Origin of the sequence: Agreia sp. Leaf210 (assembly GCF_001421485.1) — a bacterium.
In the GTDB taxonomy this organism is placed as follows: Bacteria; Actinomycetota; Actinomycetes; order Actinomycetales; family Microbacteriaceae; genus Agreia.
Genome location: NZ_LMKK01000001.1, coordinates 1182031 through 1200874, shown reverse-complemented (window position 1 = coordinate 1200874; position 18844 = coordinate 1182031). Strand labels below are relative to the sequence as shown.

21 protein-coding genes are annotated in these 18844 nt (G+C 68.4%); 11 read left to right on the top strand and 10 right to left on the bottom strand.

Features of this window, described 5'->3' with window-relative positions; all coding sequences use genetic code 11:
- The first annotated feature begins 98 nt into the window (after positions 1-98).
- From hemB to ASE64_RS05750, 3 genes are all read left to right on the top strand, one after another.
- Positions 99-1085: a porphobilinogen synthase gene (gene hemB, locus ASE64_RS05760; RefSeq protein WP_055777029.1), complete on the top strand. Its 987-nt coding sequence runs from the start codon at positions 99-101 to the stop codon at positions 1083-1085.
- 3 nt (positions 1086-1088) lie between these two features.
- Positions 1089-2468 carry a glutamate-1-semialdehyde 2,1-aminomutase gene (gene hemL, locus ASE64_RS05755; protein ID WP_055777026.1) on the top strand — a complete coding sequence of 460 codons (1380 nt, stop codon included), beginning with the start codon at positions 1089-1091 and terminating at the stop codon, positions 2466-2468.
- Between the two features lie 111 nt (positions 2469-2579).
- The gene (locus ASE64_RS05750; protein WP_055777023.1) at positions 2580-3953 is read left to right on the top strand and encodes an MFS transporter; all 1374 of its coding nucleotides are present in this window, start codon (positions 2580-2582) and stop codon (positions 3951-3953) included.
- 29 nt (positions 3954-3982) lie between these two features.
- On the opposite strand, the gene ASE64_RS05745 is transcribed toward ASE64_RS05750, so the two are convergent.
- Positions 3983-5650: a thiamine pyrophosphate-binding protein gene (locus ASE64_RS05745; RefSeq protein ID WP_055777020.1), complete on the bottom strand. Its 1668-nt coding sequence runs from the start codon at positions 5648-5650 to the stop codon at positions 3983-3985.
- Positions 5651-5837: 187 nt separating this feature from the next.
- Entirely contained in the window at positions 5838-6287 is a 450-nt protein-coding gene (locus ASE64_RS05740; RefSeq protein WP_055777016.1) for an Asp23/Gls24 family envelope stress response protein, read from the bottom strand.
- Between the two features lie 110 nt (positions 6288-6397).
- Between ASE64_RS05740 and ASE64_RS05735 the strand changes: the two genes are divergently transcribed.
- The 4 genes from ASE64_RS05735 to ASE64_RS05720 all read left to right on the top strand — a co-directional run bounded on the left by ASE64_RS05735 (position 6398) and on the right by ASE64_RS05720 (position 8425).
- The gene (locus ASE64_RS05735) at positions 6398-6964 is read left to right on the top strand and encodes an RNA polymerase sigma factor (RefSeq protein ID WP_055777013.1); all 567 of its coding nucleotides are present in this window, start codon (positions 6398-6400) and stop codon (positions 6962-6964) included.
- The gene (locus ASE64_RS05730; RefSeq protein WP_055777011.1) at positions 6961-7623 is read left to right on the top strand and encodes an Asp23/Gls24 family envelope stress response protein; all 663 of its coding nucleotides are present in this window, start codon (positions 6961-6963) and stop codon (positions 7621-7623) included. The genes ASE64_RS05735 and ASE64_RS05730 overlap by 4 nt, the downstream gene beginning before the upstream one ends.
- A complete protein-coding gene (locus tag ASE64_RS05725) occupies positions 7620-7940 on the top strand; it encodes a hypothetical protein (protein WP_055777008.1) in 321 nt (106 codons plus the stop codon). The genes ASE64_RS05730 and ASE64_RS05725 overlap by 4 nt, the downstream gene beginning before the upstream one ends.
- Positions 7941-8032: 92 nt before the next feature.
- Positions 8033-8425, top strand: a complete 393-nt coding sequence (locus ASE64_RS05720) for a hypothetical protein (RefSeq protein ID WP_055777003.1) — start codon at positions 8033-8035, stop codon at positions 8423-8425.
- A gap of 110 nt (positions 8426-8535) precedes the next feature.
- On the opposite strand, the gene ASE64_RS05715 is transcribed toward ASE64_RS05720, so the two are convergent.
- The 4 genes from ASE64_RS05715 to ASE64_RS05700 form a co-directional block, all read right to left on the bottom strand.
- Positions 8536-9603 carry an alkene reductase gene (locus ASE64_RS05715; RefSeq protein ID WP_082465916.1) on the bottom strand — a complete coding sequence of 356 codons (1068 nt, stop codon included), beginning with the start codon at positions 9601-9603 and terminating at the stop codon, positions 8536-8538.
- 121 nt (positions 9604-9724) lie between these two features.
- A complete protein-coding gene (locus ASE64_RS05710) occupies positions 9725-9898 on the bottom strand; it encodes a hypothetical protein (protein ID WP_156351654.1) in 174 nt (57 codons plus the stop codon).
- A 91-nt stretch (positions 9899-9989) separates the two neighbouring features.
- A complete protein-coding gene (locus ASE64_RS05705) occupies positions 9990-10799 on the bottom strand; it encodes an ABC transporter permease (RefSeq protein ID WP_235480504.1) in 810 nt (269 codons plus the stop codon).
- On the bottom strand, positions 10796-11698 hold the full coding sequence (locus ASE64_RS05700; protein WP_055776997.1) for an ATP-binding cassette domain-containing protein: 903 nt from the start codon (positions 11696-11698) through the stop codon (positions 10796-10798). Before ASE64_RS05700 ends, ASE64_RS05705 begins: the two co-directional genes overlap by 4 nt.
- 115 nt (positions 11699-11813) lie before the next feature.
- Between ASE64_RS05700 and ASE64_RS05695 the strand changes: the two genes are divergently transcribed.
- The 3 genes from ASE64_RS05695 to ASE64_RS05685 are packed head-to-tail and all read left to right on the top strand — an operon-like array spanning position 11814 to position 14154.
- Positions 11814-12764, top strand: a complete 951-nt coding sequence (locus ASE64_RS05695; RefSeq protein ID WP_268750562.1) for a PfkB family carbohydrate kinase — start codon at positions 11814-11816, stop codon at positions 12762-12764.
- 2 nt (positions 12765-12766) lie between these two features.
- Positions 12767-13669, top strand: a complete 903-nt coding sequence (locus tag ASE64_RS05690) for an LssY C-terminal domain-containing protein (RefSeq protein WP_082465915.1) — start codon at positions 12767-12769, stop codon at positions 13667-13669.
- Positions 13666-14154: a hypothetical protein gene (locus ASE64_RS05685; RefSeq protein WP_055776991.1), complete on the top strand. Its 489-nt coding sequence runs from the start codon at positions 13666-13668 to the stop codon at positions 14152-14154. Before ASE64_RS05690 ends, ASE64_RS05685 begins: the two co-directional genes overlap by 4 nt.
- Positions 14155-14179: 25 nt before the next feature.
- Here ASE64_RS05685 and ASE64_RS05680 read toward each other — a convergent pair whose 3' ends face one another.
- Both ASE64_RS05680 and ASE64_RS05675 read right to left on the bottom strand, forming a co-directional pair.
- Positions 14180-14689 carry a methylated-DNA--[protein]-cysteine S-methyltransferase gene (locus ASE64_RS05680; RefSeq protein ID WP_055776989.1) on the bottom strand — a complete coding sequence of 170 codons (510 nt, stop codon included), beginning with the start codon at positions 14687-14689 and terminating at the stop codon, positions 14180-14182.
- Positions 14686-16245: a DNA-3-methyladenine glycosylase 2 family protein gene (locus ASE64_RS05675; RefSeq protein WP_055776984.1), complete on the bottom strand. Its 1560-nt coding sequence runs from the start codon at positions 16243-16245 to the stop codon at positions 14686-14688. Before ASE64_RS05675 ends, ASE64_RS05680 begins: the two co-directional genes overlap by 4 nt.
- 142 nt (positions 16246-16387) lie before the next feature.
- Between ASE64_RS05675 and ASE64_RS05670 the strand changes: the two genes are divergently transcribed.
- Positions 16388-17074 (top strand): SDR family NAD(P)-dependent oxidoreductase, encoded by a 687-nt coding sequence (locus ASE64_RS05670; RefSeq protein ID WP_055776981.1) that lies wholly within the window; start codon positions 16388-16390, stop codon positions 17072-17074.
- 7 nt (positions 17075-17081) lie between these two features.
- Here ASE64_RS05670 and ASE64_RS05665 read toward each other — a convergent pair whose 3' ends face one another.
- Both ASE64_RS05665 and trhO read right to left on the bottom strand, forming a co-directional pair.
- Positions 17082-17855 (bottom strand): isocitrate lyase/PEP mutase family protein, encoded by a 774-nt coding sequence (locus ASE64_RS05665; protein WP_055776978.1) that lies wholly within the window; start codon positions 17853-17855, stop codon positions 17082-17084.
- A 44-nt stretch (positions 17856-17899) separates the two neighbouring features.
- Positions 17900-18844, bottom strand: coding sequence for an oxygen-dependent tRNA uridine(34) hydroxylase TrhO (trhO, locus tag ASE64_RS05660; protein WP_055776975.1), 945 nt, complete (start codon positions 18842-18844; stop codon positions 17900-17902).

Genomic DNA, 18844 nt, shown 5'->3' with positions numbered 1-18844 from the left:
TCAAAGCCGCGGCGCGTTTCGAATCCATCCTGTTGAAGGATGTGACAAGACGACGCTCGCCGGGCTCCTGCCCAGTGCACGAAGATAGGCTGGAACCCATGACTTCCGGCTTTCCCGTCGCGCGTGCGCGCCGTCTTCGTGCCACCCCCGCCCTCCGTCGCCAGGTAGCCGAGACCCGGCTCCACCCCGCCGACCTCGTGCTGCCCCTCTTCGTGCGCGAAGGCTCAGAGCCGCGCCCGCTGAACTCCATGCCCGGGGTCGTGCAGCACACCCTCGACTCGGTCAAAAGCGTCGTGGCCGAGGCCGCCGCCGCGGGCATCGGGGGAGTCATGCTCTTCGGTGTGCCCGAGCATCGCGACGCCACCGGTACCGGCGCGACCGACCCCGACGGCATCCTTAACCAGGCGACCCGGGTGATCGCATCCGAGGTCGGCGACAGCCTCGTGGTGCAGACCGACCTCTGCCTCGACGAGTTCACCGACCACGGCCACTGCGGCGTCCTGGATGCCGATGGGCGGGTCGACAACGACGCCACGCTGCTGAGGTACCAGGACATGGCGCTGGCGCAGGCCGACGCGGGATCTGCGCTGCTCGGCCTCTCGGGCATGATGGACGGCCAGGTCGCCGCTGTGCGCTACGCCCTCGACGATGCAGGACGCAGTGACGTGGCCGTGCTCGCCTACTCGGCGAAGTACGCCTCCGCTTACTATGGGCCGTTCCGCGAGGCCGTCGAGTCGACGCTCACCGGCAACCGCCGCAGCTACCAGCTCGACCCGGCCAACCGCCGCGAGGGTCTGCGCGAGGCGCAGTTCGACGTCGCCGAGGGTGCCGACGTCGTGATGGTGAAGCCCGCCGGCAGCTACCTCGACGTGCTCGCCGACGTCTCGGCCTGGTCGCCGGTTCCGGTCTGGGCCTATCAGGTGTCGGGGGAGTACGCGATGATCGAGGCCGCCGCCGCCAACGGCTGGATCGACCGGGACCGCGCCATCCTCGAATCGGTTCTCAGCATCAAACGGGCCGGCGCCGACGCCGTGCTCACCTACTGGGCGACAGAGCTCGCCACGACCCTTCGACAGGGAGACTGACCCATGACCCGCAACGACGAACTCTTCGACCGCGCTCGCCTCAGCATTCCCGGCGGCGTCAACTCGCCCGTGCGTGCCTACCGCTCGGTGGGCGGCACCCCGCGCTTCCTCGTCGAGGCGAAGGGCCCGTACGTCACCGACTCAGACGGCACGCAGTACGTCGATCTCGTCTCGAGCTGGGGCCCCGCGATTCTCGGCCACGCGCATCCCGAGGTCGTCGCGGCCGTTCAGGATGCCGCCGGTCGCGGCCTCTCGTTCGGCGCCTCGACGCCGGGCGAGACCGAGCTCGCCGAACTCGTGCGCGCCCGCGTCACGAGCGGCGGACAGTCGCCGATCGAGAAGATCCGCCTCGTCTCCACCGGCACCGAGGCCACGATGACGGCCATCCGTCTCGCCCGCGGATTCACGGGGCGCGACGTGCTCATCAAGTTCGCCGGTCACTATCACGGGCACTCCGACTCGCTGCTGGCCGAAGCCGGCTCGGGTCTCGCCACGCTGGGGCTGCCCGCCTCCGCCGGCGTGCCCGCCGCTACCGCGGCGCTCACTCTCGTGCTGCCGTACAACGACCTCGACGCGGTGCGCGAGGCCTTCGCGCTGCACCCCGGCCGCATCGCCGCGATAATCACCGAGGCCGCAGCCGCCAACATGGGTGTGGTGGCGCCGGATTCCGGATTCAACGCCGCGCTGTCGGCCATCGCCCACGAGAACGGCGCCCTGCTCATCATCGACGAGGTGCTCACCGGTTTCCGCGTGCACCCCGCTGGCTACTGGGCGCTCGAGTCCGAGGCGCAGGCCGCCGCGGGGTCGGATGCGGCGGTGTCCCATTCATATGTCCCCGACCTCGTGACCTACGGCAAGGTCATCGGCGGCGGCATGCCCCTGGCGGCGCTCGGCGGACGGGCCGATGTCATGGACTTCCTCGCGCCCCTCGGGCCGGTCTACCAGGCTGGAACGCTCTCGGGGAACCCCGTGGCCGTCGCCGCCGGAATCGCCACGCTGACGCTGGCCGACGCATCCGTCTACGCGCGTCTCGACGCCACCGCAGATCTGCTGTCGTCGTCGGTGTCCGAAGCCCTGGCCGATGTCGGGGTCACGCACTCTGTGCAGCGTGCCGGCAACCTGTTCAGCTTCGTGTTCGGCGACTACACGCCCCCGGCGGGTGGCTCGCCGCGCACCTACGCCGATGTGCAGCGGCAAGAGGTGTTCCGGTACCCCGCGTTCTTCCATTCGATGCTCGAGTCGCGAGTCTCGCTGCCGCCATCGGTGTTCGAGGCGTGGTTCGTGTCGGCTGCTCACGACGAGCAGGCCATCGGTCGCATCCTCGACGCTCTGCCGGCGGCGGCCCGCGCAGCGGCATCCGCGTCGCCGACCCTGGCCGTCTAGGAGCCGAGACCCCCTTGCGCCGGAGCGCCGCCGCGCTACGCTGAGTTCGATAGTAGCAACGCGTGTTCGATAATCGAACGATGCTTGCCCTCGTCGTACAAGGGAGTACATATGAGTTCGGGTTCGTTGACGCCTACGGGGTCATTCGCAGCGGTGGCCGATCGCCGCAGAGTGGTGTTCGCCACCATTATCGGCACGACCGTGGAGTGGTACGACTTCTTCATCTACGCCTCGGCCGCCGGGCTCGTGTTCGGGCAACTCTTCTTTCAGCCCGCGGGCGAGCAGGCCGCGATCCTGCTCTCGTTCGCCACGGTGGGCGTGAGCTTCCTGTTCCGCCCGCTCGGCGCGTTCCTGGCCGGACACTTCGGCGACAAATACGGCCGGCGGGGAGTGCTGGTGCTCACCCTCATTCTGATGGGGGCGGCGACGGCGCTTATCGGACTGCTGCCGACGTTCGCGCAGATAGGCATCGCGGCGCCGATCCTGCTCATCCTGCTGCGCATCATCCAGGGCATCTCGGCCGGCGGTGAGTGGGGCGGCGCCGTTCTGATGGCCGTCGAGCACGCTCCCACCAAGAAGCGCGGCCTCTTCGGCGCATCGCCGCAGATGGGTGTGCCGCTCGGGCTCCTGCTCGCCTCGGGAATGATGGCGATCATGGCCGTGGTCGCTCCCGGCGACGCCTTCCTCGAGTGGGGCTGGCGCGTGCCCTTCCTGCTGAGCATCGTGCTGATCGCCATCGGTTACTGGGTTCGCCGCAGCGTCGAAGAAAGCCCCGTGTTCGCCGAGCTGGCGCAGCGCAAGGTCAAGGCGCGCATGCCGATCGTGCAGCTCTTCAAGAAGCACACGTTGCTCGTCGTGATCGCGGCCCTGGTCTTCGCCGGCAACAACGCCGTCGGCTACATGACCACCGGCGGCTACATCCAGAACTACGCCACGAACCCCGAGGGTCCGCTCGGCCTCGAGCGCGGCCCGGTGCTCTGGGCGGTCGCGGGCAGCGCCGTCACCTGGTTGCTGTCGACGCTCTTCGCCGGATGGATCTCCGACAAGATCGGTCGTCGCACCACCTACCTTGCCGGCTGGGTGTTGCAGCTCGTCGGAGTGTTCACCCTGTTCCCGCTCGTCAACACGGGATCGATCGGCGGGCTGTTCGCGGGCATCGCCATTCTGACCATCGGTCTCGGCCTCACCTACGGCCCCCAGGCTGCCCTGTATGCCGAGCTGTTCCCCGCCTCGATCCGCTTCTCGGGGGTCTCGATCTCGTACGCGATCGGAGCCATCCTCGGAGGCGCCTTCGCTCCGACGATCGCCACCGCGCTCGTGCAGACCACGGGTACGACGATGTCGGTCACCTGGTATCTGGCGGGCATGACGGCGCTCGGCCTCGTGGCCACGCTTCTTCTGCGCGACAGAAGCGGCATCCCGCTCGGCCCCGACCACGAAGAGGAGCAGGCGGTGTCACCGCTCTACGCCAGCAACAGGGCCTGATCGAACCCCGTGCCGCCGGCTGCAGCGACTCAGCCGGCGGCGCGGATGATCTCCTCCTGGTGCGGAGACAGCACGGCCGACGAGATGCGCAGGTCGAGCAGCAGGAAGGGTCGCTGGTCGGCCGGCGTCGCAGCCCAGTCGGCCAGCACGTCGAGTTGCTCGACGGTGTGGATGGCCACGCCTCGCGCCCCCATCGCGGTGGCGAGGGCGGCGAAATCGACCTCGGGGATGCGCATGGGCCCCTCGGCCAGCCCCTTCAGTCCGTAGAGATTCACTTCGGCGCCATACGCCGCGTCGTTCCACACCACGGCGAGACCGTGGCCGCCCGCCACGCGCACGGCGGTCTCGAGATCGGCCAGGGCCATCAAGCCACCGCCGTCACCCGTGGTCAAAACCACGGTCGAGTCGGGCTTCGCGCGCACCGCTCCTGGCACGCTCGCGAAGCCGAGGCCGATCGACTGAAACGCGGTGCCGACCATGAGCATGCGGTCGGGTGTCGCCACGGGCCAGTACGCGTTCGCCCACCCGATGAAGTGGCCGCCGTCAGAGACGACCACCCTGTCGTCGGGCAGTAACTCCCCGATGCGCTGGGCCGCCGAGCGGGGGTCGAGCCGTCCGTCGGGGGCCAGCCCGTCGCCCGGGTGCCGCGCCTGCGTGCCGTTCAGATCGACCGAGTGGCGCCATCCATCTGCTCGCGCTGCAACCGCGCCGCCGCTCTGTGCAGCGAGGTCGTTCAGCATCAGCTCGGCGACGACCCGGGCATCGCCTCGGATGAACGAGCCCACGTGCGGGTGGGTCGCGGTCGGCGCGACGTCGATCTGCACCACGCGGGTACCCGGCGAGAAGAGACTGCCGAAGCGCATGGTGAATTGATTGAGCGAGGCGCCGAACACCACGGCGACATCGGCCTGACCGACGAGCTGCATGGCCTCCTCGGCACCGAACCCGCCGGTCACGCCCAGGTCGTAGCGGCTGTCGGGAAAGACGCCTCGGCCGAGTGCCGTGGATGCGGTGAGTGCGCCGGTGACCTCGGCAAGTGCGCCGAGCGCGGGGCCCGCACCGGAGAGCCATGCGCCGCGCCCGGCAAGGAGAAAGGGGCGCTTCGCCGTCGCGAGCAGGGCCGCGGCATCTCGAATCGCCGCGTCGACGAAGGGGCCCGACGGCGTCAACGGGTTCGGCAGGCGCGGCTCGGGCGCATCCGGAACCGGCCCGGCCTCGAGCGTCGCGACGTCGTAGGGGATGGCGAGGACCGTGGGCACGCCGTAGGTGAGCGCGTGCTCGACGGCGATCACCGTGGTGGCCGCGGCATCCGTTCGCCCGACCGTGTAGGTGCGGGCGCCCACGGCCGAGGCGAGGGCGATCTGATCGACATCCCACGAGCGCGGGCCCGAGGTGGGCTCGTCGCCCACCACGAGCACGAGCGGAACCCTCGCCTGAACAGCCTCGGCCAGCGCGGTGAGCGTGTTCGTGAAACCGGCGCCGTACGTGGCGGTGGCCGCCGCCAGCCCGCCGCCGGCTCGGTGATAGGCGTCGGCGGCCACGACGGCACCCGCCTCGTGCCGCGCCGCCGTGTAGAGCACTGCCGTGTCGCGTTCGAGGGCGTCGAGGAAGTACGCGTTGCCGTTGCCCATCACGCCGAAGACGTGATCGACGAAGCGGGAGAGGGTGAGAGCGACGTGCGCGGAGACAGTGGGCACAGGAGAGCCTTTCGAGACGCAACGGATGGATTCCGTATATGTCTCGCTCGGTGCGACTGCGCAACCGACTTCGTGCCCCTTTTCCGGGCACTGGCTCCCGTGCGGGCGCCTGACGAATCCGATACTACGCGCCCGCACCTGAGACAGGTACCACCGCGTCAGAATCTGCGCCGCACGCGCTCGCGGGTTACAGCACCCGCGCTTCGGCCTCAGGCTCGTTGTCGTCGTCGGAGGCGATGTGCACGTCGACGATGGTCACGTTGACCTCGGTGACCTCCATGCCGACGAGGGCCTCGACCGCAGAGATGATGGATGCGCGAACGCCGTCGGCCACCTGCTGCAGCGGCGCGGGGTACTCGGCCACGATCGTCACGTCGACCGCGACCTGGGTCTCGCCGACCTCGACGCTGATTCCCTGCGAGAGATCGGTGCTGTTCATCGCGCCGCGGATCGCACCGAGGGCGCGCGCTGCTCCGCCTCCGAGAGCGAAGACGCCGGAGACCTCGCGGGCCGCGATGCCGGCGACCTTGGCGACGACGCCGTCGTTGATCACCGTCTTGCCGAGGGCGGTCTGCAGGTTGGTCGGAGTGCTGACGCTCGCGGGGGTCGCCACGTTCGAGGTGCTCGTGCTGGCCATGAGGTTTCTCCTTCTCGGTGTGGAATAGTTCACTGGTAGGTCGTATCCAGTAGCAAGATCGTCACAGATCAGGCAGAACTTTTTTCGAAGTCGAAGGAACAGGGGGGTCGGTGAGCGCAGTTCCCTATCGCTTCTCCCTCGAAGACGCCGACGATCGCATCCTCGCGGGCCGCTCCGCAGACGGCGACACTCGCGCTTTCGAGGTGTTGGCCCGCCGCTACGGCCCGTTGTTGCGCGCCTATGCCCGCCGCATCCTGGGCTCGAGCGACGAGGTCGACGATGTCGTCCAAGAGACCCTGATCACGGCCTGGCGAGATCTGCCGTCGCTCAACGACGGCGCCGTGGTGAAGAGCTGGCTCATGCGCATAGCCAGCCACAAGAGCATCGACCGCATTCGCGCACGCAAGAACCACCTCGACGTCGACGACGTCGATGCGGCCCAGCCCGACAGGCTCTCGCCTCACGCCATCAGCGAGGCGGCCTCGCTGCACGAGGCGGTGTCTCGGGCGCTGGCCACCCTGCCCCTCGATCAGCAGCGCTGCTGGGTGCTGCGCGAGGTGGGCGAACACAGCTACGACGAGATCGCCGAGCAGATGGGCATTCCCGCCAGCACAGTGCGCGGGCTGCTCTCGCGCGCTCGACGCAATCTCATGACTGAAATGGAGGCCTGGCGATGACCGATCTCGACAACGACGCACATGATGCTCGCGATGAGAATGACGATCTCGACGGCCACACGATCGACGAACTCAGCGACTACCTAGACCGCGGACGCACCCCGCTCGACCCGTCGATCGAAGGGTCTGCCGGGTGTCGCATCGCCCTGAGCTCCCTCGAGCGATTGCGCCAGATCTCGAAGTCGCTCGTCGAGGTGGATGCCGCGGCTGAGGCCCCGCGCAACGACGACTGGTTGGGGGGCATCCTCGAGAGCATCGGCCGAGAGGCGCGGGCGGGGCGCGACATCCCGCTGTTGCCGCCCTCGCCGCGAGCGAGCCTGTCGGTGACCGAGGGCGCGGTGCGCGGGCTGATCCGCGCCGCCGGCGACCGCTCCGGTGGACTCATCATCGGTCGCTGCCGTCTCGACGGCGACGTCACCGTGCCCGGAACGCCGATCACCGTCTCGATCGACGCATCCGTCTTCTGGGGCGAGCGCATCGTCGAGACCGTCGACCGTGCGCGGGAGGCCATCTACTCCGCATTGCTCAAGCACACCGAGCTCACGATCGCGAGCATCGACATCACGGTGCACGATGTGTACTTCGCGCAGGTGAGCGAGTCCGATGTGCCGGACGGGCAAGAGCACGGTTCGGCTTCGAACGAGGGAGACGTGCTGTGATCCACGAGACGAACGCTTCGGCCTCGAGCATCGACGATGTCGTGCGGGCCGTTCCCGGGGTCACGAGCGTCTACCCGCAGCTGCCCGAGATCCTCGGCCTACCCACGCCGGTGGCTGACCTGGCCCGCGGCGTCGCGGCCCAACTCGTCGAACCGACCGTGCGCATCCGGATCGGCATCGCCGATGCCGACGCGTCGCGAGCCGTGTGCGAACGCGTGCACGCCGCCGTGCTGCAGCATCTGCTGCAGCAGGCGCCCGAGGGCACTCCGTCGTCGGCGCTGCCCGTGATCGCGGTGAGCGTGGTCGCGATCGGCTGAGGCTCCGGCCGATCGCCGGTCGTAGTCAGATCGTGACGAGCAGCGACGGCCGAATTGCGCATATCGCCAGCTACGGCGGGCAGGATAGACGTATGGCTGTTCTGTTCGTGCACACCGATCGACTCGAGATACGCCTGACCCGCGCAGAGAAGATCCTCTCGCTGCGCCGCACGAATATCGATATCCCGCTCGACCGCATCCGCTCCGCCGTCATCACCGAAGACCCGTGGGTGTGGGTGCGCGGAATCAGGGCGCCCGGCTCGGCGGTTCCGCTGACACTGGCCATCGGCACCTGGAAGGTGCACGACGGCAAGGACTTCCTGCTCATCAAGGGCACGCGCACCTCGGTGGTCATCGACATCGATGGCGACGGGTCGGAGTTCATGCGCGTGATCATCACCACGACGCACGCGCTCGAGCTGCTGCGGGCGCTGCGGCTGCCGCCGGCTATCGAAGACCCGGCCAAGGAGATCGCCACCGACTGATTATGTCGCTGGTCGAGTAGGCCGCTCGCGGCCGTATCGAGACCCTCAAGAGTGGTCTCGATACGACGGCTCCTGCGTCGAGCGTCTACTCGACCAGCGCAGAAATGTGGCTACAGCGTCGGGTAGTCCGTGTATCCCGTGGCTCCGGCCCCGTAGAACGTCTTCGCGTCGGGCTCGTTGAGCTCGGCGTCTTCGCGCCAGCGGCGCACCAGGTCGGGGTTCGCGAGAAGCGCGCGGCCCACGACCACCGCGTCGGCGAGTCCGTCGTTGACCAGGCTGCGTGCCTCCTCGCGGGTGGTCGGCGTCGTGAAGCCGTTGTTCAGAATGATCGCGCCTCCGAAGCGACGGCGAAGGTCCTGAACCAGCTCGGAGCCGGGCTCGGGGTGCAGCACGCTGAGGTACGCCAGGCCGAGCGGTGCGATCGCGTCGACCAGCGTCTCGTAGGTGAGGCGGGTCTCGTCGGCGTCCTTCTCGAAGACGTCCTGGATGTTGCGCTCGGGTGAGATGCGCACGCCGACTCGGTCGGCCCCGATCTCCCGGGCCACGGCCGTGATGACCTCGGCGCCGAAACGGGCGCGCTTCTCGGGGGAGCCGCCGTAGCCATCCGTTCTCGTGTTGCTTGTGGGCGACAGGAACTGGTGCAGCAGGTATCCGTTGGCCGAGTGCACCTCGACGCCGTCGAATCCGGCCTCGACCGCGCGGCGGGCCGCGGTGACGTGCTCCTCGATGATGCGCACGATGTCGTCTTCGGTGGCGGCGGTCGGAACGGGGTAGGGGAACGCTCCGTCGGGAGTGCGCACCTCGCCCTCGATGGCGGTCGCGCTCGGGGCGTAGATCGTGAGCCCGCTGTTGATCAGCGGATGAGTGACCCGACCCGCGTGCATCAGCTGCATCACGATCAGGCCGTCTTCGTCGTGCACGGCGGCGGCGACGCGGCCCCACCCTTCGGCCTGTTCCTCGGTCTCGATGCCGGGCTGGCCGGCGTAGGCCTGGGCGCCGGCCGAGGTGAAGGTTCCCTCGGTTGTGACGAGTCCGGCGGTGGCACGCTGCGCGTAGTGCAAGGCGATGAGCTCGCCGGGAACGCCGTGTTCTTCAGCTCTGAGACGAGTGAGCGGTGCCATCACCACACGGTTGTCGAGATTGAGAGAGCCGAGCGAGACGGGGGAGAAAAGCTGCACGACGATGCTTCTTTCGTTCGATGAGGTGTCTGTCGAGGCTAGAGCGCCTCTCTGGCAAACACGTCAGTGTGACGAAATCATTCCTGACGGTCGGCACACGTTTCTGCCCCCCCGTCTCGATTCAGGCGTGCGGACCGTCGCCCTCGAGTACTTCGGGGTCGTCGTCGTCGAGTTCGACGCGCTCGTCGGGGTCGATCGTGTTCGGCACGTCGAGCTCATCGACCTCGAGGTCGACCTCGCGCTCTGCGTCGGGGTCGCGGGCGGGCTCAAGCAGGGGATCAGGCAGGCTGCTCATGAAGAACTCCTTTCGTCGTCCATCCATCCTGCGCTTGCTCGGCGGTGGCCGCAAGCAGCCTGGCGTGCCCGACGAGTGCGTTGTGCCGTCGTCAGGTGACGTCGCGGCGCCAGCTCGTGAACCAGCCCAGAAGGCTTACGACGACGGCGATGCCGAGCAGCACGAGGCCGCCCTGCCACCACTCGAGGCTGGGTCCTCCGGCGCCCCCGGCAAGGGTGAAGAAGCTCGCCCCGACCAACGCGTCGCTCGCCGCGCCAGGAAGGAACTGGCCGATCTGCGCCGTCCACTCCGCGATCGATGAGGCGAGCCGCAGAATGGGCTCGACGAACTGCGTGAAGGCCAGCACGATGACGATCGCGGCGACCTGACTCGGCACCAGCACTCCGAGACCGACGCCGATGGCCGACCACAGGGCCATGGCCAGAATCGACCGCCCGACGAGCGCCCAGGTTGCGGGGTCGCCCAGCTGCGGATCGATACCGAATGCGAGGAGCAGACCCGCGCCCGCGCCGACCGCCGCGACCATGGCCAGCACTCCGTAGACGGCGCCCGCCCCGGTGAGCGCGGCCAGCTTCGCCACGAGTACTCGACCGCGCCGAGGCGTCGCCAAGAACGTCGGAGTCAACGTCTGGTGACGGAACTCGTTCGTCGTGGCCAGGGCGCCGAGCAGCACCGCGAAGACGTAGCCGAGGGTCGGCCCGAAGCTGTAGATCAGGGGAGCCAGGCTCTCACCCGAGATGGAGGGACCGTTCGTGGAACCACCGAGTGCGCCGAAGAGAGCCCCCGCTCCGCCGGCGCACACGGCGACGTAGGCGACCATGATGATCGCGAGGATCCACCACATGCGGGTGGACGTGATCTTGGTGACCTCCGAGCGGAGGGCTCCGCCGAACCGGCTCACAGCGCTCCCTCCTCTCCGACGAGGTGCAAAAAGCTCTCTTCGAGGCCCACGCGTTTCTGCGACAGTGCGGTGACGGGTATCGCCGCGGCGAAGGCGATACGCCCCACGTCTGCGGCCTCGGCGTTCTCGACGAGCACGCCGCCACGCAGGGGGCTCACCGTGTAGCCGGCCGCCTCGAGCGCTGCGGCCAGAGCGGCGCGATCCGTCGCATCCACGATCACCTGCTTCTGTTCGCTCTGGTCGAGACTGGCCAGCGAACCGCGGTGGATGAGCTTGCCGTGCGACACGATGACGACCTCGTCGACGCTCTGCTGCACCTCGCTGAGCAGGTGCGACGAGATGAGCACGGTGCGCCCCTCGTCGGCGAGCTCGCGCAGCAGCAGCCGGATCCACTTGATGCCCTCGGGGTCGAGCCCGTTGATGGGCTCATCGAGCACCAGCACTCGCGGATCTCCGAGCAGCGCGTAGGCGAGACCCAGGCGCTGACGCATGCCGAGCGAATACCCGCCGACCCGTCGATCGCCGTAGGCGCCGAGACCTACGCGGTGCAGAACGAGCTGCACGCGCTCGCGGTCGAGCCCCGCGGCCTGGGTGTAGGTGAGCAGGTGGTTGGCGGCGCTGCGACCCGGGTGGAAGCTGGCGGCTTCGAGCGCCGAACCGACGGTCGCGAGCGGGGTGGGCAGGTCGCGATAGGCGGTTCCGCCGAAGGTCGCGGTGCCGGATGTCGGCCGCACGAGGCCCAGGAGCATACGCAGCGTCGTGGTCTTGCCGGCGCCGTTGGGCCCCAGAAAACCGGTGACCCGGCCGGGCTCGACGGTGAACGACAGATCGGAGACCGCCTTGACCGCCCCGAAGGTCTTCGTGAGGCCGGAGAACTCGATGGTCACGCCCGCGGTCATGGTCGGACTTCGCGGCGGGTGTCAGGGGCGAGTAGTCGAGGCATCCACACCACCCTATTCGGGTGCGCGTGGGAAGTCACCAGTAATAGAGTGTGCATCCTGAGGCTTGTCGAACGTGAGGGTGCGCGCAATGGTGGATGCGACGGGTTCCGTCGTCGTGATCGGCGACGCATTGATAGACGAGTTCCGCACTCCGGAGGGGTCTGAGGATTTCGTGGGCGGGGCTGCGCTCAACGTGGCCGTAGGCCTCGCTCGCCTGGGCGTCGAGACCACCCTCGTGGCCATGGTCGGCGACGACTCCGACGGCGACAAGATCCGAGAGTTTCTCGCCGAGTACGGTGTCGACCTCATCGCGACTCCCAGCGCTCGCGGCACGGCCCGCGCGATCTCCGATCGCACCGACGGCGAGCCGCGCTACAGCTTCAACGAGGCCTCGGTCGAGCGCTTCATCGAGTTCGACGAGCGAGTGCGACGCGCTGTCGACGAGGCCCCCTTCGTGGTGGTCAGCTGCCTGCGCTTCGACTCGGCCGAACAGGTCGCGCTGCTCGAGGACGCGGTGTCTGATCCGCAGAACCGACTGCTGATCGACCCGAACCCTCGCGAGGGCATGCTGCACTCGGTACACGACTTCGTCACCAACTTCGAGCGCGTCGCGGCCACCGCGCTTCTCGTGAAGGTCGGCGACGAAGACGCCGCGCTGCTCTACAACGCGTCGCTGCTCATGCTCACAGAGGGCCTCACCTCGACCGGCTCGCAGACCGTGCTGTCGACGGCCGGCCGCGAGGGCGCATCCATCGCGACGGCATCCGGCGTTCTCGTGCATCAGCCGATCACCCTGATGTCCGAGCCCGTGGTCGACACGATGGGCGCAGGCGATGCGACGCTGGCGAGCGTCGCGGCCAGCCTTGTCGAGGCTCGTCGAGCGGGCGAACTGCCACAGATCGGCGACGAGTGGCAATTGGTTCTCGAGCGGGCGATGGCCGTGGCTGCCGCGACCTGCCGCACCCGGGGCGCGCTGCTGCAGCTGCCGCCGACCGCCGTTCCCGTCGCGGCTGCGTCGGCCTAGTCATGTCGGCGCCGCTCGACGAACTCGAGGCAGACGAGCGCGACGCGAATCCGGATGCCGCGCGCCAGCGCCTCGGAATCGTGCGGCTCTTCGACCGGGCGTTCTTCGTGTTCGGCACGATAGCCACGGCGTGGCTCGGCTACCTGCTCGTCACCGAGTCGTTCACGCGCGGGTGGCAGAACCTCTGGTTCATCCTGATCTTCTGGGTCGTGCTGGCCTACCTGCTGTTGCCGCGCATCCACACGCTGCTCACCGTGATCTACGTGCCCGACTACTTCATCGGTCGCGCCCGCACCCGAGAGGGTCTGCTCGGCGATCCGGTGAATCTGTCGCTCTTCGGCAGCGCAGAGCAGGTGCACGCCGCCATGGCCGCAGCCGGGTGGACTCGAGCCGACGAGGTGAGCCTGACCTCGGCCTGGCGCATCGTGATGTCGACGATCATGCGCCGCAGCTACTCCGACGCGCCCGTGAGCCCGCTCTATCTCTTCGGCACCATCCAGGACTTCACCTACCAGCAGGAGGTCGCCGGCAACCCGGCGCAGAGACATCACGTGCGGTTCTGGCGAGCGCCTGACGGGTGGCTGCTGCCCGGTGGGATCCCGACCCAGTGGCTCGCGGCCGGCACTTACGATCGCAGCGTCGGGCTGTCGCTGTTCACGTTGCAGGTGACGCACAAGATCGACGCTGATACCGATGTGGAACGCGACCACATCGTGTCGACGGTCACGGCGGCCAATCCGGCCGCGGTCGTGTCCGTCATCCGCAATTTCTCGACCGGGTATCACGCCGTGAACGGCGGCGGCGACGCCATTGCGACCGACGGCGACCTTCCGCAGATCGACCTGAGGCAGGTGCCCGTGGTGTCGGGCGCGGCGTCGGGGTCGGGAGCGGGGTCGACGTCGTGAGGCGGCCCATTTCGATCTACCTCGGCGTGCTGCTGATTCTGCTGCGAACCGTCACCACGATCGTGACGGCGGTGAACATCGCCTTCGATTGGAAGAAGGTCGACATCGCGCTCGACGTGGGCACGGGTGCCGATGCAGCCGAGATCTCGAGCATCGTCTTCGTGGTGCTGATGGTCTTCTTCGGCATCGCCGTGGTCATCGACCTGGTGGTGGCACGGCTCATCTTCATGGGCAGCAACCGGGCGCGGTTCGTGGCGATGATCCTTGCCACGATCCTGGTGCTGGGGTCGGCCGCCGACTTCTTCGCCGACGGCACGTCGTTCACGCTTGAGAACGGAGGGCTGCTCGGTCTCTCGCTCGACATCCTCGTGCTGGTCGCCCTCTCCGACTCGGATGCGCGCGACTTCACGACGAGCAATTCGAACGGGCGACGCGACGCGCGCCGCAGCCGGCGGCTTCTGCGCCGCTCATCACGAGCGGCCTAGCGGCCTCGGCCCCGGATGCCTGCAGCTACCCGGCGTTTGCCGCGGCGGCCTCCCGGGCCAGCAGAGAACGCTTGACGGGAACGCCCCAGGCGAAACCGGCCAGTCCGCCGGCTGTGTTGACGACGCGGTGGCACGGCACGAAGAGTGCCGGAGCGTTGCGGGCGCACGCGCTCGCGGCCGCGCGCACCGCGCGGGCATTGCCGCTTCGGGCGGCGAGCTCCGTGTAGGTGATGGGCTTACCGGGATCGATGAGCCGCAGCTCGGCCCACGAGACGGTCTGCAGGGGTGTGCCGAACTGCAGCACGGGCACGTCGTCGATGGCGTGGATGTCGCCCGAATAGAACGCGTCGACGGCCTGCGTATTCTGCGACTGTCCTGCCAGCGCTACGGGCTGGTTGCGAGGAGCCAGCCGAGCCACCACCTCGTCGAAAGACCCCGTCCACCCCGACGACAGCACTCGGCCCTCGTCGTCTTCGAGGATCGTGAACGGCCCGTCTGGCGTGTCGATGGTGTGGAGGAGGGCTGTCGCGGTCATGCGTGTTCCTTCGGAGAGGGAGGCGGGTGGTGAGCGGAAGCGGGTGCCGGTGCGGCCGCCCGCCAGAGGTGCATAGAGAGGTAGCTGCGCCAGGGGGCGAAGGCGGCGGCCTCGGTGGCGAGCGCCGCAGCGCTGTCGGCAAGGCCCAATGATCGTGCGCCCGACCGAATCGCCACGTCGCCGCGCACGAACACATCGGGGTGGCCGAGCGCGCGCATGACCACGTAGTCGGCCGTCCACGGGCCGATGCCCCTGATCGCGGTGAGCCGGGCCGTCACGTCGTCGCGGGTGTCGGAGACATCTATGGCGAGCGACCCGTCGGCCAGCGCCTCGGCGACGCGGCGCACCGTGTCGGTTCGGGCTGCGGGGCCGCGGAGGATCTCGTGCGCGTGTTCCGCGATCGCGGCCGCCGTGGGAAAGAGGCGGCTGCGAGCCTCAACCCCATCGAGGTCGGTATCGCCGGGGCTGGCACTCGCGGGTGCGATCGAGGGCGGCACCTCTTCTCCGAGGGCGTCGACCAGTCGCGCCAGCTGGGTGCGTGCCGACGAGACCGTGACCTGCTGGCCGAGAAGCGCCCGGATCAGCATCTCGCCCGCGTCGAGAGCACCGGGAACCCGGATGCCGGGCACGCGCGCGACCTCGGCTGAGAGGCGCGCGTCTCGGGAGAGGACGGCGTCGACGGCCTGCGGATCCGCATCGAGGTCGAGCAGCCGACGCACTCTGCTGAGCAGGGCCGGTAGATCCGCGAGATTCTCGAACCGGGCGATCGCATCGATGCGGGGGCGGGCTCCGGCGTGCTGTGGTGCGCTTAGATCGACGTCGGCCGCGCCGTGCGGAAGTCGAACGGTGCGGGCGTAGCGGCGTGGACCCACCGTCTCGACCCCGGGCACCGCCCGGGGCGGGAACCAGCCGAAGAGACCGTCGACGTCGAGCGGCTCCCGGTAGGGCAAGGCGAGACGGATCGAACCGGCGACATCCGGCGCACCGGATGTCGAGGTCGTGCGAGATCGAGACCGCAGCGCGGACGGCGTGAGATCGAACACCTCGGCGACCGTGTCGTTGAACTGGCGGATGCTGGTGAACCCGGCCGCGAACGCCACGTCGGCCATCGGCATGGTCGTTGCCGTGATGAGAGTGCGGGCGTTCTGGGCGCGATGGGCGCGGGCCAGAGCGATGGGTCCGGCTCCGAGCTCGGCCATAAGAATGCGGTTCAGCTGCCGCGCGGAGTAACCGATTCGTCGAGACAGGCCGTCGACCCCGTCGCGCTCGACCACGCCGTCGGCGATGAGTCGCATGGCCCGCGCGGCGACATCCTCGCGGAGGTTCCACTCGGGGCTGCCGGGCGTGGCCTCCGGCAGGCAGCGCTTGCACGCACGGTATCCGGCCAGATGGGCGGCCGCGCTCGTCGGGTAGAAGGTGACGTTCGCCTGCTTCGGGGTGCGCGCCGGGCAGCTCGGCCGACAGTAGATGCCGGTGGAGCGCACGGCGGTCACGAAACGACCGTCGAAGCGCGCGTCGCGCGATTCGATCACGCGGTACCGCTCGCCGAAATCCATGACTCAACCCTGCCGCATCCGGATGCGGGCGGCTAGCGGAAATCGGACACGGCCGTGGGCGCGAGCTTTCCGCCATATCCGCCCTCGATACCGATCTGTCAATGTCTCAGCCCGTAACTGCGGTCGCGCCTAGCGTGGGCGCATGACAGAACTCAGCGGATTACGCATTCTCGTGGTCGGGGCGACCGGAGGTCTCGGGTCGCGGATCTCACAGCGCCTCTCGGATGCGGGCGCCGTTCTCGCGCTCAGCGCCCGTGACGCCGGCAGGCTCGACTCTCTCGACATCGCCGCCGAAACGATCGCAGCGGATCTGCGCAGCGACTCGGCGGCCGTTGTGGCCGAGGCCGAGCGTCGCCTGGGCGGCATCGACGCAGTCATCGTGGCGAGTGGGGTCGTGGCGTTCGGTCCGGCAGCAGAACTCGAATCAGGCACTGTCGCCGAGCTGTTCTCGGTCAATGCCGCGTCTCCGATCGAGCTGATCGGCGCCGCGTTACCCGCCCTGGCGCGCAGCGCAGAGGCCAAGCGCGCACCCGTCGTCGTGACGATCAGCGGCATCGTGGCCGAGGCTCCAACCGCAGGACTCGCCGCCTACTCGGCATCGAAAGCGGCCCTCGCTGCTTTTATGGTGGCCGCTGCTCGAGAGAACCGACGGGCCGGCATCCGTATGCTCGACGCGCGACCCGGCCACACCGAGACCGGCCTCGTGACTCGGGCGATCGCCGGAACCCCGCCGGCATTCCCGGCGGGTCACGACGCCGATCACGTGGCCGACGTGATCGTCGAGGCCATCGCATCCGGCGCCCGTGACCTGCCGAGCAGCGCGTTCTGACCGCTGGTCAGTTGAGCGGCTGAGTGCCCTCGGGCAGGTGGCCGCCGGCCAGCAGCTCGCGGGCGGATGCCTGCAGCGCGGTGAGTGCGACGCGCTGCGTCCATGGTCCGTACGAGATGCGCGCGACGCCCAGCTGCTCGAGCCGCGCCGGCGTGAGTGAGCCGGGAACATTGATGACGCTGACGCGGTGCTCGCCGATTCCCTCGACGAGACGGATCACGGTCTGCTCGCTGAGCAGCCCGGGCACGAAGATGCACGCGGCGCCCGCGTCGAGGTAGGCGCGGCCGCGTTCGATGGCATCGGCGATCACGTCGTCGAGGGGCCGGTCGCCGGCCTTGATGAACGCGTCGGTGCGGGCGTTGAGAACGAAGCCCACCTCTTCGTGCTCGGCGGCCTTCGTGACCTCGGCCACGTTCTCGACCGACTCGATCAGCGGCTTCATCTGGTCTTCGAGGTTCGCGCCCACGATTCCGACTCCGATGGCCCGGCGCACGGTCTCGCCCGGGTCGCCGTATCCGGCCTCGAGGTCGGCCGAGACGGGCAGGTCGGTCGCACTCGCGATGCGCCCGCACATGTCGAGCATGAGTTCGAGCGGGATGTTCTCGCCATCGTCGTAGCCGAAGGTCGCGGCGATGCTGTGGCTGGCCGTGGCCAGGGCGGTCGTACCCGGAAGATCGGCGACCACACGGGCGCTCGCGACGTCCCAGACATTGACGACCTGCAGGATGGCGCGCTGCTCGTGGAGGTGAAGAAGCTGATGAGCCTTGTCTTTGGTGTTCATGAGCTGAGCCTAGGCCGATCGGCCTGTGGATAAGTCTGTGGAAACTATCCGGCTACGATGCTCGCGTGTTCGGCGCAGGCGGGCGGCTGTTCCTCGGCACAGGCGTCGCAGATGACGAGTTGGGTTCGGCAGGAGACCTCGGCGCAGTTCTGCATGCGCTTCGTGGATGCGCCGCAGCGATGACATTCTCCGATCACAGCGGCGTCGGGCGTGAAGTCGATGGAGACGCGGTTGTCGAAGACGTAGAGAGAGCCGTTCCACAGGCCCGAATCGCCGAAAGCCTCGCCGTAGCGCGCGATTCCGCCGTCGAGTTGGTACACCTCTCCGAAGCCCCTCGACGTCATCAGACTCGAGAGGACTTCGCACCGGATTCCGCCTGTGCAGTAGGTAACTACTGGCTTTCCCTTGAGATGGTCGTACGCGCCGGAGTCGAGAACGGCCGCAAATTCGCGCGTGTTCGACACATCCGGCACGATCGCGCCTTCGAATCTGCCGATTTCGGCCTCGAACGAGTTGCGGCCGTCGAAGAAGACCACGTCGTCGCCCGTTTTCGCCTTTTCTTCGACGAGTTCGTGCAGCTCGGCGGGCGTCAACTTCGTTCCGCCGCCGCGAACGCCGGCCTCATCGACGCGTAATTCTGCCGGAGCGCCGAAACTCACGATCTCGTCGCGCACCTTCACGACGAGTTTCGGGAAGTCGACACTGACTCCGTGCGGAGCCTGTGGATAACTCTGTGAAGAATCGAGGCCGGATCCCTCGCTCCACTTGACGTCGAGATGCTTGAATGCCGGGTAGTCGCGGGTTTTGCGCAGGTACTTCTTGACAGCCCCGAGCTCTCCGCCGACCGTTCCGTTGATGCCGTCCTTCGAAATCAGGATGCGGCCACGCAGACCGAGCGACTCGCAGAGGTCTCGCTGCCACAGGCGAATGGCGTCGGGGTCGGCGAGCGGGGTGAACGCGTAATAGAGAAGGACCTTCGAGACTGCCAC